Source organism: Streptomyces vinaceus, from assembly GCF_008704935.1.
Lineage (GTDB): Bacteria > Actinomycetota > Actinomycetes > Streptomycetales > Streptomycetaceae > Streptomyces > Streptomyces vinaceus.
In genome coordinates this window covers 462776-476414 of record NZ_CP023692.1, presented here as the reverse complement: position 1 = coordinate 476414, position 13639 = coordinate 462776, and the positions used below count along the sequence as shown (strand labels likewise).

At 74.7% G+C, this 13639-nt stretch carries 12 protein-coding genes; 1 reads left to right on the top strand and 11 read right to left on the bottom strand.

Going from position 1 to position 13639, the window contains the following annotated elements; all coding sequences use genetic code 11:
• Positions 1-188: 188 nt before the first annotated feature.
• Complete coding sequence (locus CP980_RS02250; RefSeq protein WP_132753501.1) at positions 189-809, bottom strand: L-threonylcarbamoyladenylate synthase; 621 nt, start codon at positions 807-809, stop codon at positions 189-191.
• A gap of 9 nt (positions 810-818) precedes the next feature.
• Positions 819-1535, bottom strand: coding sequence for a TetR/AcrR family transcriptional regulator C-terminal domain-containing protein (locus CP980_RS02245; RefSeq protein ID WP_150492446.1), 717 nt, complete (start codon positions 1533-1535; stop codon positions 819-821).
• A gap of 108 nt (positions 1536-1643) precedes the next feature.
• On the opposite strand from CP980_RS02245, the gene CP980_RS02240 reads away from it, so the two are divergent.
• Positions 1644-2396, top strand: coding sequence for a DUF4386 domain-containing protein (locus tag CP980_RS02240; protein WP_150492445.1), 753 nt, complete (start codon positions 1644-1646; stop codon positions 2394-2396).
• On the opposite strand, the gene CP980_RS02235 is transcribed toward CP980_RS02240, so the two are convergent.
• The 9 genes from CP980_RS02235 to CP980_RS02195 all read right to left on the bottom strand — a co-directional run bounded on the left by CP980_RS02235 (position 2315) and on the right by CP980_RS02195 (position 13637).
• On the bottom strand, positions 2315-3967 hold the full coding sequence (locus tag CP980_RS02235) for an FAD-dependent monooxygenase (protein WP_150492444.1): 1653 nt from the start codon (positions 3965-3967) through the stop codon (positions 2315-2317). The genes CP980_RS02240 and CP980_RS02235 overlap by 82 nt on opposite strands.
• Positions 3968-4113: 146 nt before the next feature.
• Positions 4114-5451 carry a diaminopimelate decarboxylase gene (gene lysA, locus CP980_RS02230; protein WP_132753493.1) on the bottom strand — a complete coding sequence of 446 codons (1338 nt, stop codon included), beginning with the start codon at positions 5449-5451 and terminating at the stop codon, positions 4114-4116.
• Positions 5452-5463: 12 nt separating this feature from the next.
• The gene (locus CP980_RS02225) at positions 5464-5820 is read right to left on the bottom strand and encodes an SAV_915 family protein (RefSeq protein WP_150492443.1); all 357 of its coding nucleotides are present in this window, start codon (positions 5818-5820) and stop codon (positions 5464-5466) included.
• Between the two features lie 73 nt (positions 5821-5893).
• Positions 5894-7147 (bottom strand): cation diffusion facilitator family transporter, encoded by a 1254-nt coding sequence (locus tag CP980_RS02220; RefSeq protein WP_150492442.1) that lies wholly within the window; start codon positions 7145-7147, stop codon positions 5894-5896.
• 14 nt (positions 7148-7161) lie between these two features.
• Positions 7162-7419, bottom strand: a complete 258-nt coding sequence (locus CP980_RS02215; protein WP_099894585.1) for a hypothetical protein — start codon at positions 7417-7419, stop codon at positions 7162-7164.
• Positions 7416-9326 carry a peroxidase family protein gene (locus CP980_RS02210; protein ID WP_150492441.1) on the bottom strand — a complete coding sequence of 637 codons (1911 nt, stop codon included), beginning with the start codon at positions 9324-9326 and terminating at the stop codon, positions 7416-7418. The genes CP980_RS02215 and CP980_RS02210 overlap by 4 nt, the downstream gene beginning before the upstream one ends.
• A gap of 27 nt (positions 9327-9353) precedes the next feature.
• A complete protein-coding gene (locus CP980_RS02205; protein ID WP_132753485.1) occupies positions 9354-10715 on the bottom strand; it encodes an alpha/beta hydrolase family protein in 1362 nt (453 codons plus the stop codon).
• 103 nt (positions 10716-10818) lie between these two features.
• Positions 10819-12234 (bottom strand): cytochrome P450, encoded by a 1416-nt coding sequence (locus CP980_RS02200; RefSeq protein WP_132753483.1) that lies wholly within the window; start codon positions 12232-12234, stop codon positions 10819-10821.
• Positions 12231-13637, bottom strand: coding sequence for an FAD-binding oxidoreductase (locus tag CP980_RS02195; RefSeq protein ID WP_132753481.1), 1407 nt, complete (start codon positions 13635-13637; stop codon positions 12231-12233). Before CP980_RS02195 ends, CP980_RS02200 begins: the two co-directional genes overlap by 4 nt.
• Between the last annotated feature and the right edge of the window lie 2 nt (positions 13638-13639).

Sequence of the window (13639 nt, the reverse complement as noted above, 5' to 3'; positions counted from 1 at the left end):
TGATCAAGGCCTGGTTCCTCCGGGGCGGCGTCGGCTTCCTCGCCGGGCTGAACGAGCGCCGGGCGTACGGTCTGGTCCGCCGCGGAGGCGAGCCGTCCCGGCCGGCCGACCCGCCCGCCGCCTGACCCGGATACGGATCCGTATCCGGGCCGCGCGGCCGGCGGTCGCCGGCACCCGTAGCGGTCCCGTCACTCGAACCGCGTGGTGTCCCCGGCCCCGCGCCGCACGATCTCGGCCTCGCCGCCGGAGAAGTCGATGACGGTGGTCGGCTCGGTCCCGCAGTCGCCCGAGTCGACCACGATGTCCACGAGGTAGTCGAGGCGCTCCTTGATCTCCCAGCCCTGCGTCAGCGGCTCCGGCTCGTCCGGCAGGAGCAGGGTGCTGGACAGCAGCGGCTCGCCGAGCTCGGCGAGCAGGGCCTGCGTCACCGCGTGGTCGGGGATCCGTACGCCGACCGTCTTCTTCTTGGGGTGCAGCAGCTGGCGCGGCACTTCCTTCGTCGCGGGGAGGATGAAGGTGTAACTGCCGGGCGTGGACGCCTTGATCGCACGGAACACGTCATTGTCGACCTGCACCAACTGGCCCAGCTGGGCGAAGTCCTGGCACACCAGGGTGAAGTGGTGACGGTCGTCGAGATTGCGGATGGACCGGATCCGGGCGAGGCCGTCACGGTTGCCGAGCTGGCAGCCCAACGCGTAGCAGGAGTCCGTCGGGTACGCGACGAGCGCGCCGGAGCGGATGCTTTCAGCGACACTGCCGATGGTGCGCTGCTGGGGGTTCTCGGGGTGCACGTCGAAGTACTTGGCCATTGGCCGAGCCTACGCGATCAGGCCACCCCCGGCTCGCCGGGCGCCCGAGGTCCAGCCCTGCAGGCGCAGGCGTTCGAAACCGTCGAGGAGCAGGTCCAGTGCGAACTCGAACTCGAACTGGTCGTCGCAGCCGCCGCCCACCACGGAGTCGCCGTCGTGCGCCGCGGCTCCGGCCAGCTCCGCGACGTGGGGATAGGCCGCCGCGGCCTCCGGCGGCATCGCCGGCCGCGCCGCCGGATCCGGGTCCGGGGCGGCGTCGAACACCTCCTGGGTGAACCCCAGGACGCGCCCGCCCAGCGCGTGCATCACGTGGTGGGTGAGGTCGACCGAGAAGCCCCCGGCGCGGAACAGGCCGATCACCGAGTCCAGGTGGGCGAGGATCGCCGGGGTGGGACCGCTGCGCGAGCGGATCACCTGGGCCGCCCAGGGATGCCCCAGCAGCGCGGCGCGCGCGGAGAGGATCCGATGCCGGACCGCGCCCCGCCAGTCCGGCCCGGAGGCCGGGAGCCCGATGCCGCCCACGACGGTCTCCACCATGCCGTCGAGGAGCTGCTCCTTGTTGGCGACGTGCTTGTAGAGCGCCATCGGCACCACGCCCAGCTCCTGGGCGAGCCGGCGCATGCTCAGCGCCTCGATCCCGATGCCGTCGGCCAGCTCCACGGCGGCGCGCAGCACCCGGTCCCTGCTCAGGGGCGCCCGGGGCGCCGCCTCCGGTCGGCGGGTCATGTCGGTCGGCTCCTTCGTCGTCGGTTCCCGGCTTGACGAGTGTACGGCGTACACCTACCGTATGGCTCAGGTGTACGCCGTACACCTCACAAGAGGGAGTGGTTCCGCATGAGTTCGACCAGAAGGACCGCGGTCGTCACCGGGGTGTTGTTCCTCGTCACCGAGGTCGCCGCGATCGCCGGGCTCGTGCTGTACGGCCCCGTGCTGCACGACGCCGGATACGTCCTCGGCCCCGGCTCCGACGCCCGGGTGTTCCTCGGGGCGCTGTGCGAGTTCGTCCTCGCGCTGGCCGTCATCGGCACCGGGGTCGCCCTGTACCCGGTCGTCAAACGGCAGAACGAGGGCGCGGCGCTCGGCTACGTCTGCGGGCGGCTGCTGGAGGCCGCCGTCATCCTCGTCGGCGTCATCAGCGTGCTGTCGGTGGTGACGCTGCGCAGGAACTCCGCGGCGACGCCGGGCGCAGACACCCCGTCCCTGGTCACGGCCGCCGACACGCTGGTGGCGGTGCACGACTGGACGTTCCTCTTCGGGCCGAACTTCGTCCTCGGCGCGAACACCCTGGTCCTGGCCGCCCTGATGTACCGCTCACGGCTCGTGCCGCGGCCCCTCGCCGTGCTCGGCCTCGCCGGCGGCGCGCTGATCTGCGCCTCGGCGACCGCCGTGCTGTTCGGCCTCTACGAGCAGGTCTCGGACACCGGAACGCTCGCCGCCCTCCCGGTGTTCGCCTGGGAGGTGGGCCTGGCGGTGTGGCTGCTCGCCAAGGGGTTCACCGGCCCCGCTCAGCTCCCGGAGCCGAACACCGTGGAGAAGTGGGAGGCGAGCCCCGAGAAGGTCGGCGGGCACAGCCTGGCCCCCAGGTAGCCGTCCGGCCGCACCACGAACGCCGCCGGCTCCCGCACCTCGTACATCCGGGCGAACTCGCCCCGGCCGTCCCGGTACACGGGCACCGGGGCCGCCCGGCCGGCCGCGGCCCCGGGACCGGCCTCGGCGAGGATCGCGCACACCTCGACCCGGCCCGGCGCGTGGCCGCGTACGACGGAGGCGAGCTCGGCGAGGCCGTCCGGCTCCGGGCCCGGCCCGTACAGCAGCAGCACGTGCTCGCGCCCGCGCAGCAGGTCGTACAGCCGCATCGGATACGCGGCGATGTGCCCGGAGAGGCCGCCGCAGTCCGGCGCCCGGTCCCCGGCCCGCGGCCCGGCCCCGCCGCCTTCCGGATCCGCCGCCTGGACGAGGGGGCTGCCGCGGTAGCCGACGAGCAACTGGGCCTGGCGCATCATCAGCGTGTCCGCGTCCTCCGGATCGGCCTGGACGCCCTCGGCGGCCTGCCGCACCGTACGGCCGACGACCTCCTCGCCCACCGGCCGCCGCTCGGCGTCGTAACTCGCGAGCAGACCGGGAGCGCCGGCGCCCTCCACGGCCAGCGCCAGCTTCCAGGCCAGGTTCCAGGCGTCCTGGATCCCGGTGTTCATGCCCTGCGCCCCGGTCGGCGGATGGATGTGCGCCGCGTCCCCGGCCACGAAGACCCGGCCCCGCCCGTACCGGTCCACCAGCCGGTGGCTGATCCGGAACACGGAGGACCAGCGCAGCGCCGACGCCGTGGCCGGCTGCGGGGACATCCGGTCCACCACGGCCTGGATGTGACGGAGTTCCGGCGCCCGGCCGCCCTCCAGCCCGTGCACCACCGCGTCCGCGCCCGTCGGGGCGGCGGTGGAGAGCTCGGGAGGCACCCCCGTCGACACCCGGTAGCGGCAGGCGCCCGGCAGCGGGATGCAGACCAGCACGTCGTCGACGGCGCCCCCGGCATCGTGGTGCATGGCCCGCACCGCGTACCCGTACGGCAGGTCCCAGTCGAGCTCCACGTCGGCGAGCATGTACTCCTCGGGGAAGGCGCCGCCCTCGAAAGCCAGGCCGAGCCCCTTGCGGACCACGCTGTGCGCGCCGTCGCAGCCCACCAGGAACCGGGTACGGACCTCCTCGTCCCCGGCGGGAGTGGTGAGCCGGCAGGTCACCCCGTCGGCGTCCTGCACGAACGACACCAGCTCGCTGCCCCGCTCGACCTGCGTCCCGAACCCCTCCAGGAACCCCTCGATGATCCGCTCGGTCTCGTACTGGGGCAGCGCGGCGAAGCGGTACGGGACCTCGGGCGGCAGCACCAGGTCCAGCCGTGGCTGTTCCACCCCGTTCACGTACGTCAGCTGTCCGCGCATCGGGACGGCCGCCTCCAGCGCGGCCCGGACGAAGCCCATCCGGTCCCAGATCTCCAGGGTCCGCGGCTGGATCCCCACGGCCTTGGCGTACGGCAGCCGCGCCGGGAGCCGGTCGACGATCCGGCAGGAGATCCCGCGCCGCCTGAGTTCGGCGGCCGCGGTCAGCCCCACCGGGCCGGCGCCCGCCACCAGGACGTCCGCGGCCGCTGCCGCGCTGTGCACCATCGGCGCCTCCCGGGCGGGATCCCCGTGGATCGGATCACCCTCCATGGTGGCCCCGACGCCCGCTCCCGGCGATCGGGCCGGGCCGCGGCCGCGCGGACCGGGGGCACCGGCCGGCCGGCGGGCCGGTCGCTACCCCCGGCCGGACCTCAGTCGCCGATGTCGCGGCGGCGGAAGTCGTCCAGGGTTTCCCGGCGCACGAGGAGCCGGGCCGCGCCGTGGTCGACGGCGACGACCGGGGGCCGGCCCACCAGGTTGTAGCCGGAGGCCATGGACAGCTGGTAGGCCCCGGCCACCGGCACGGCCAGGAGGTCTCCCGGGTGGACGTCGCCCGGGAGTTCGACGTCGGCGGCGAGGATGTCGCCCGCCTCGCAGTGCCGGCCCACCACCGTGGCCGTACAGGGCGCGGCGGCGCAAGTGCGGCCGATCAGGCGGGGCGCGTACCGCACCCCGTACAGCGCGGGCCGGGGGTTGTCGCTCATACCGCCGTCCACGGCCACGAACACCCGCTCCCCGGTGCGCTTCACCGCGAGCACCCGGTACAGGGCCACGCCCGCGGGCCCCGCGATCGCCCGGCCCGGCTCGATGGCGAGCCGGGGCACGGCCAGCCCCGCCGCCGCGCAGCTCTCGACGAGCTCGGCGCGCAGCCGCCCGGCGAGGGCGGTGAGGTCGAGCGCGGGCTCGCCCGGGCAGTACGCGATGCCGTGGCCGCCGCCCATGTCGAGCTCGGGCAGCGTGACGCCGTGGGCGTCGCGGATCCGCGCCATCAGGCCGACCAGGCGGCGCACCGCCGTCAGGTACGGCTTGACTTCGGTGATCTGCGAGCCGATGTGGCAGTGCAGGCCGACGAGTTCCAGTTGCGGCTGGCCGAGGACGCGGGTGACGGCGTGCTGCGCGGAGCCGTCGGTGAGGGACAGGCCGAACTTCTGTCCGTCGGTGCCGGTACGGATCTTCTCGTGGCCGCCGGCCGAGATGCCGGGGACGACCCGGACCAGGACCTTCTGGTGTCCGCCCGGGCCGACGGCCGCGGCCAGGCGGGCGATCTCGGACGGACCGTCGATGACGATCCGCCCGACTCCGAGCCGCAGGGCGGTTTCGATGTCGCGGGGCGATTTGGCGTTGCCGTGCAGGAGGATGCGCTCCGGCGGGAACCCGGCCGTGACGGCGAGTTCGAGCTCGCCGGCCGAACAGACGTCGAGCCCGAGGCCCTCCTCGGCGACCCAGTGGACCATGGCGCGGGAGAGGAAGGCCTTGGCGGCGTAGAGCACTTCGGCGTGGGGGAAGGCGTCGCGGTAGGTGCGGCAGCGGGCCCGTACCTCGCCCTCGTCCAGTACGTACGCCGGGGTGTCGAAGCGGTCGGCGATCTCGGTCAGCGGGACCCCGCCGACGGCGAGGCCGCCGCGCGGCAGCCGGGTCGTCGAAGCGGGCCAGACGGACAGCTCGTCCGCGGCGCCCGCGGTGAGCTCGGACACGGTGACGGTGGTCATGGGACCCCTCCCTCAGGCGGCCTGGGCCGGGAGCCGGCCCGGCCGCAGCGGCGCCGCGGCGACGGGAGCCGCCGGAGCGGCCGCCGGCGCCGAAAGGGTCGGGTCGACGGTGATCAGGTCCGCGCCGAGCGGTGCGCACAGCTCCCGCAGCACCGACTGAGACAGCCGGATGTACCCCTGGCCCTCGCCGAGGGTGGCGGCCAGCAGGTCCGTGCGCGTGAAACCGACGGCCGTACGGGCGCCCAGCGGAGTGCGGAACAGGCGGATCACCGCCTCCGCTCCCCTTCCCGGCCGGACGGGCACGTACAGGAGCCCGGCCGGGACCCGTTCCTCGGGCTCGGGATCGTCTTCGTACCGGAACAGACACATGGGGCCCTCCCTGAGGAACCGCAAGAGGCGACTGGTGGCGCCCCGAGTGCGGGGAGGCAGTCCGGGGCGCGACTCAGAAGCTATCCCCGTCCCCGGCACCCTCGCGCCGGTCCCTGACGCCACCTTGACGGGAAACGGCCCACTCCATATGCGCCGCTGACGCGCTCCGATCCAGGGGTCGGCCCGCCCGGCCCCCGTGGTGGGCCAGGGCGGCGTGCGGGTCCTCGTGGCCGGGGGTGTGGTCGATGTGCACGGTGGCCGCCGTCAGCCGGGGGACGGCGTGGATCAGGGCGTGTTCGGCCTCGACGGCGAGGGCGTGCGCCTGGACCACCGTCAGGTGCGGATCGACCACGATGTCCGCTTCCGCCCGCAGCGCGTGCCCGATCCACCGCATGCGGACCTGCCCGGTGCCCCGTACGCCCCGCACCCCCAGCAGTGCCTCGTGCGCGGTGTCGACGAGGGCAGGATCGACCGAGTCCATGAGCCGGCGGCAGACCTCCCGCGCGGCGTCGCGGACCACCAGCAGGATGGCCGCGGTGATGAGCAGGCCGACGACCGGGTCGGCGCTCCTCCAGCCGATCGCCGCGCCGCCCGCGCCGAGGAGGACGGCCAGCGAGGTGAACCCGTCCGTACGGGCGTGCAGTCCGTCGGCGACGAGCGCCGCGGAACCGATCCGGCGGCCGGTGCGGATCCGCTGCCGGGCCACCCACTCGTTGCCGAGGAAGCCGGCCACCGCGGCGCCCGCGACCGCCCAGAGCTGCCCGATCTCGCGGGGGTCCAGGAGCCGGTCCACGGCCTGGTACGCGGCGAAGGCGCAGGAGGCCGCGATGGTGAGCACGACCACGATGCCGGCCAGGTCCTCGGCGCGGCCGTAGCCGTACGTGTAGCGGCGGTTCGCCGCGCGCCGGCCGAGGACGAACGCGATGCCCAGGGGCACGGCCGTCAGTGCGTCGGCCGCGTTGTGGACGGTGTCGCCGAGCAGGGCCACCGACCCGGACAGGGCGACCACGCCCGCCTGCACGGCCGTGGTCAGGCCCAGGACGCCCAGGGACTGCCACAGCGTGCGCATGCCCTGCCGGGAGGTCTCCATCGCCGCGTCGACCTTGGCCGCCGGCTCGTGTCCGTGCGGGGTGAACGCGTGCGCCAGACGGCCCAGCCGGTGCGCCAGCCGGTGCCGCCGCCGCGCCCGCAGCGGTCCGTCGTGGTGCTCGTGGTGGTGGCTCACGGCGTGCTCGCTTCCGACGAGGACGAAAGGGAACGTGCTGGAACGGGTGGGGGGAACGGGTGGGTGGAACGGTGGGCGCGATCGCGGCGCCCACCCGCCCATTGTGTCCCCGCCCGTCACCTCGGGCGTACGGCCGCGTCCACGTGTCCGGCGGACCGGGCCAGGCCGGCCGCCGCCGTCGCACAGCGGTCGGCCAGGGCCTCGATCCGCCACCGGAAGGCCTCGGCCTGCGGACCCTTCCAGTCCAGCGCCGCGGCCCCGGCCCGCAGCCGCTGCGCGTGCAGCAGCAGCGCCGTCGAGTGGGCCCGCAGCTCCTCCGCGGGCCCGTACCGCCGCTCCTCCCGCGCCGGGCGCGGCGCGGGTACGGCCGTCACAGGGCCCGCCACGGGGCGAAGGCGTTCGTCACGCCGTCCAGCGCCGGGGCCAGTTCGGGGTGGTGGCGCAGGAGCACCGACACCATGCCGCCCCGGTCCACCCACTCCAGGCCCTCCGCCGTGTACACCTCGGGCCGGTAGTCGGTGGTGAAGAAGCGGTCGCTCTTCAGCCGCCTGCTCGCCATCAGGATGAAGATCCGGAACAGGGAGTCGCTGAACCCGAACCCGGTCGGCCGCGGCTCGGCGAGATTGCCGACCAGCGTGTCCACCCGGTCGAGCCGCCCCTCGTACAACTCCTTCAGCAGCGGCGTGTCGCCCGGGTGCCCGCCCGTCAGCTCCTCGAAGGAGGTGACCGGGCGCTTGCGCAGCATCTGCCGGTACGCGTTGTAGCGCGGGATCCCGCGCTCGCGGTCGCGCAGGATGTCGACCGTGCCCAGGTCGACGTGCTCGCCGGTGAGCCGGGCCAGGTTGCGCAGCGCGTCGGGGTGGTTGTGCAGGACGAGGGCCCCGGGGTGGGCCGTGCCGAAGCTGTAGAGGAGGTCGACCATGCCGTACGCGTCGACCGCCGAACGGGTGGCCCTGCCCTGCATCTCGTCGAAGCCGATGGTCGCGCGCACCGCGCCCGCGCGGTGGTCCCGTACGGCCAGCTCGTCGGGGATCAGCGGGTGCAGGCGGTACGCGGAGACGAACTCCTCCGTCATCGAGAACGGCGCGGCGTGGTGATCGGTGGGGGAGCCGAGGATGCCGCTGAGCATCTCGCCCTTGCCGACGCGCCCGTACGTCCGGCGGACCCAGCGCGGCAGCACCCCGTACCAGTTGGCGTCCATCGCGTGCCGCAGGACCGGGGTGTCGAGGATGCCCGGCGTCCACTCCACCGTGTGGATCTTCGCCATCAGCGCCGTGTTGACCAGCCGCGCCGTGTGGAAGAGGCGCTCGTCGTCCCAGGTGGGGTAGTGGGCGCGCAGGTAGTCGCAGATCGCGTTGTGCTCCTTGGCGAAGAGCGTGTGCAGCAGCGACAGACCGGCCCAGTAGTCGCTGTTCATGCCCGTCCAGTCCAGGCAGGACCTGCCGGGCCGCGGGTCCGCGGGCAGCCGGCCGTCCTCCACGATGAGCCGTCCGTGCTCGCCCGTGCGCAGCGCCCGGCAGCGGGCCTCGTCGGAGCCGTAGATCTGCGAGCCGTCCCACCAGTGGGTGACCGTGTTCTCGTACGTGGGCGGCGCGTCGGCCGCGGTGTGCGCGACCGGGTCGGGGCGGGTGCGGTTCACGCGCATCGGGCAGGTGCCGCCGTGCTCGGCCCAGTCGTCGTCCTCGGCGAGCGGGACGGTGAAGGGCTCGGCCTCCTCGTTGTCCCCGTGGTTGGCCCAGCCGTGGTTCTCGAACTGGATCCAGGCGGCGGCCAGCAGGTTGAGGGCGGGCGCGGGCACGAACCCCTTGCGGGCCAGCAGCTGCCTGCTGATCTCGCGCGGGCTCGGCGACATCAGCTCCTCGTCGGAGTCCGGGAAGACCAGGTGCAGCGGGGCGTTGCGGTCGAGCCGGGTGCCGACGCGGCCCATGTCCTCGTCGTACGGGTCGTAGCCCGAGCCGTCGTACGAGCGGAAGGGCGCGAGGGCCGGGGTCGGACGCCGGCGCCGCTCCCCGCCCGCGCCGAAGGTGTCGTACAGGTTCTTGCGGCGCAGGTCGTCGCGGAGCACCCGGAGGTTCAGCAGCCCGAGCGGGAGCGGCAGTTCGTGCCACTCGCGGGTGCGGTTGACGCGGGCGAAAGCGGCCGAGCCGAGGCGTTCGAGGAGCCCGGGCGGCCCGTACGCGGGGGCCGGGCCGGGGCCGGCGGCCTGGGCGGGAAGCTCCGGGGCGGCCGGGGTCGTCCGGGCCGGGGCCTCGCCCGGCCCGGTGGAGGTGGTGTCGGTCATGGTGTTCCTCAGCGGGTCGTGGTGCTGTCAGCGGTCGTGGAGCCGGAAGAAGCGGGCGGCGGTCACCCGGCCCCGGAAGGGCGCGAGGTCGGCGTCCACGCGCGCGCTCGCCTCGGGGACCGTGTGTTCGAGGTTGTGCGCGTAGCGCTCCGCGGCATGGCAGAGCGGGAAGGCGTGCGTGGCGTCGGTCCAGGTGAACTCGGTGAACTGCTCGGGCAGCCGGTACGCCGAGACCGAGGAGCGGCCCTCCAGGCCGGGCACCACGTCGTGCTCGTTGACGAGCGAGTACACCCGGGTCCGCGGATCCGCCGGGCGTTTTCCGTCGATCGGGGAGCCGATCGCGACGACGTGCGTGACCTGGTGGATCCCGCAGAAGTCCCGGTCGGCGGCCAGGTTCATGGCGGTGATCCCGCCCAGGCTGTGTCCCACCAGGGCCAGTTCGCAGCCCGAGGGGACCAGCAGGCGCAGCGCCTTGGCGACGGCCCTGGAGTACGGGGTGGACGGCCGCGCGACGGCGTGCACGGCGCCCAGCAGGTCCTGGGGGCTCTTGTCGCTGACACCGGACATGCCGGCGAGCTGGACCACGTACCGCTGGACGCCGTCGGGGCCCGTGACCTGCTGGACCAGCAGCGTTCCGTCGGTGCCCACGGCGCCGATGTTGCGGACGTACCCGGCGATGGTGCCGGAGGTGTCGAGGCGTTCGGCGAGCGCGGGGGAGGGCACGAGGGGTTCGGCGCGGCCCGGCCCGCGGTCCAGGAAGGCCCAGATCCGGGCGCTGACGCCGAGGACCGGCTCGGCGCCGGTCAGGGTGCGGCCGGTGGCGATCTCCCAGCCCGCCCCGTCGTTGAAGGGGTTCTCGTCGGTGAGGGCGTTCCACGCCAGCAGGTCGGCGAAGACGGGGGCCAGCAGGGCGAAGGTGCGCTCGGCGCCCTTGGCGGCGAGGATCGAGCGGAAGACGCGGACCGCCTCCCGCTGCCGGTCCTCCTGCACGGCCCGCAGCACCCGCGCGGTGTCGGGGTCGGCGAGAAGCTCGGGGTGGCGCACGGCGGCGGCCCGGACGCGGGCCTTCAGGCCCGTCACGGCCAGGCTGACCGCGAGGCTCTCGCGGCTGGTGAACACCCCGGCCAGCCAGCCGATCCGGGCGAGGCCGCGGCCGCGCGGGGCCCAGCCCAGCCCCTCCGGGTCGGTGATCGTCCGCAGCAGGGTGCGCCGGGCGCGGACGCCGCGGGCGCCGCCCGGCAGCCGGGTGCCGAGGGCCAGTTCGGAGGCGTGGCGGGAGGCTTCGCCCACCGCCTCGGCGGCTTCCGCGAGTTCGCGGCACACGTGGTGCAGGGAGGCGGTCTCCGGTTCGTGGGCGGCGCCGGCGACGGTGGTGGTGGCATCGGTCATGCAGGTGCCCTCCGGGGCATGGTCGGGGTACGGATCGCGGGCCGTACGTACGGCGGCGCGGGGTCCGGCGGCCGGCCGGCCGCCCCCGCGCCGCCGTACGGGCTCAGCGCGCGGCGAGGGTGAGCCGGATGCCGGCCGCGGAGAGGATGCCGGGCAGCGGACGGCAGGGGTCCACCGCGGGCCTGCCGCCGGTGACCCGGTGGCCCCGCAGCACCGCCGCGGCCAGCAGGACCGCCGTCAGCACGCCCAGGTGCTCACCCGGGCAGCGCCCGCCACCGTGGCTGAACGGCGCCATCCGGATGTCCTGGGCCGCCCCGGGCCGCAGCCACCGGGCGGGCACGAACTGATGCGCCGCCGGGACGTGTTCGGGGTCCCGCTGGTGGAACAGGGCGGGCACCAGCACCGCCGTCCCCGCCGGATAGTGGACCCCGCGCCACTGCGTCTCGGCCCGGGTCACCCGTACGAGGTCCGGCACGACCGGGAAGAGCCGCAGGGTCTCCTCCACGCAGGCCCGCAGCCGCGGCAGTTCAGCCCCACCGCCGTCCACCTCGGCCCGCAGCGCCTCCTGCTCGGCCGGATGTGCGGCGAGCAGCAGCAGGGTGCGCGCCAGGACGGGGGCGACGGCGTCGAGGGCGAGCAGCCAGTGGTGGGCCTGGCCCACCGCGTCCAGCTCCGCGGCCCGCGGTCCCGAGGCCGCCGGGTGGCTGCGGGCCAGCGCGGTCAGGGTGTGGGGCTCCGCCCGGGCCGCGTACTCCTCGACGCGGGCGGCGGCCCTGCGGTACAGCGCCTCGGCGGCCGCGGCCCGGCCCTTGCGCATCCGCATCCAGTTGGCCTCCTCGCGGAGCACGAGCAGCCAGCGCGCGAGCTCCTCGTCCCCGGCGGCCGCGTCACCGAGCACCATCCGGCGCCCGATCCTGGCCACCGTACGGCGCAGCAGCGGGAAGTCCAGCTCGGAGCCCTGGATCAGGGCGGGCACCTCCTGGGCGATCACCGCCCGGAACTCCTCGCAGGAGGGGTGCACCGGCCGGTCGGCCGCGAGCACCTCGTCGTTGACGCGCCGGCGCTCCTCGCGGGTGTCGCCGTGGGAGCAGATGACGCCCGTGGGCTCCAGCAGGGACAGCCCCTTGTACTTGTCGGGCGCGTCCATGGCGAGGGTGCGCACGGGCAGTTCGTAGAACCGCCGTACGTCGGACTGGTCGAGCAGGACCAGCAGCGTCCCGGACAGCCCGCGCACCTCCACCGGCGCCCCGCCGTGCCGGGCGCGCATGGCCCGCAGCGTCGCCGCCGACCAGCCCTGCTGGCCGAGGGCCGCCTGCGCCGCCACCACCCGGGGCCGCAGGTGGAAGGCCCCGCGGACGAACGCGGGCAGGGTGTGCGTGGCGGCGAAGCGCACGCTCTCGGCGCGCCCGGCCCGGGCGGGCCGGGGTACGGGGAGGGCGCCGGGAGCGGAGTCCGCGTCCTGGTGCGGGATCCCGGCGCCCTCGGTGGTGCTCTCGGTACCTGCGACGCCCTCGGTCATGCCTCCACGACCTTGCCGGGGTTGAGCAGGTTCTTCGGGTCGAACAGACGCTTGAGCCCGCGTTGGAGTTCCAGGCTCACCGGGTCGAGTTCGCGGGTCAGCCACTCGCGCTTGAGGGTGCCGATGCCGTGCTCGCCGGTGCTGGTGCCGCCGAGGGCGAGCCCCGCGGCCATGATGTCGTCGTACGCGGTCTGGGCGCGGCGGAACTCGTCCGCGTCCGATTCGTCGAAGACGACGGTCGGGTGCAGGTTGCCGTCGCCGGCGTGGCCGAGGGTGAAGATCCGCAGCCGGTTCCGTACGGCGATCTCCTCGATCGTGCCCATGAACTTGGCCAGTTCGGAGCGCGGCACGGCCACGTCCTCGATGAAGGCGGTCGGCCGGCCCCCGAGGGTCGCGGCGAACGCGCCCAGGGCCGGGGTCACCAGCCGCCGGGCCTCGATGACCTGCCGGGACTCCTCGGCGCCGGAGGCCGTGACCACGTTCCGGGACCCGGCCTCCTTGCACAGCAGGGCCATCGACGCGAGGTCGCGGGCGGGCTCGGCGGTATCGCTCTCGATGATCAGCGTGGCCGCGGCGCCTGGGGTCATCATCGGGTGCCCGTGGTCGGCGACGGCCTGGGAGGTGGCGCGGTCCAGGAGTTCGAGGGCGGAGGGCACGTGTCCGGCCGCGGTGATCGACGCGACCGCGTCCCCGGCCGCCGTCAGGGTCGGGAACTGGGCCAGCATGGCCAGCGCGGGCGGCCGTACGGGGCACAGCCCGAGCGTGGCGCCGACGATGACGGCCAGCGTGCCCTCGGAGCCGACGAGCAGACGGGTCAGGTCGTACCCGGCGACCCCCTTCGCCGTGTCGCGGCCGGTCCGCATCCGGCGGCCGTCGGCGAGGACGAGGTCCAGCCCGCGGACGTAGTCGGCGGTGACCCCGTATTTGACGCAGCAGATGCCGCCGGCGCCGGTGGCGATGTTCCCGCCGATGGTGCAGTGCTCCCAGGAGGCGGGGTCGGGCGGGTAGGACAGGCCGTGCTCGGCGACGGCGTCGTTGAGCCGCTTGGTGACCACGCCGGGCTCGCAGCGCACGAGCCGGTTGGCGGGGTCGATCTCCAGGATGCGGTTCATCCGGGCGGTGCTGAGGACGACGCATCCGTCGATCGCGTTCGCGGCGCCCGCGAGGCCGGTGCGGGCGCCCTGCGGGACGACGGGGACGCCGAGTTCGTACGTGGTCCGCATGATGTGCCGGACCTGCTCGGCGGTGCGGGGGAAGGCGACGACGGCCGGGGTCCCGGCCACGGAGAAGGGCGCGGCGTCGCGGGCGTGCGCGGCGAGCGTCTCCGGGTCGGTGTGCAGGACGTCGGCGTGATCGGTGAGGAGGGTGCGCAGGCGTGAGAGGAGAGGGGTGTCGGGCGACATGG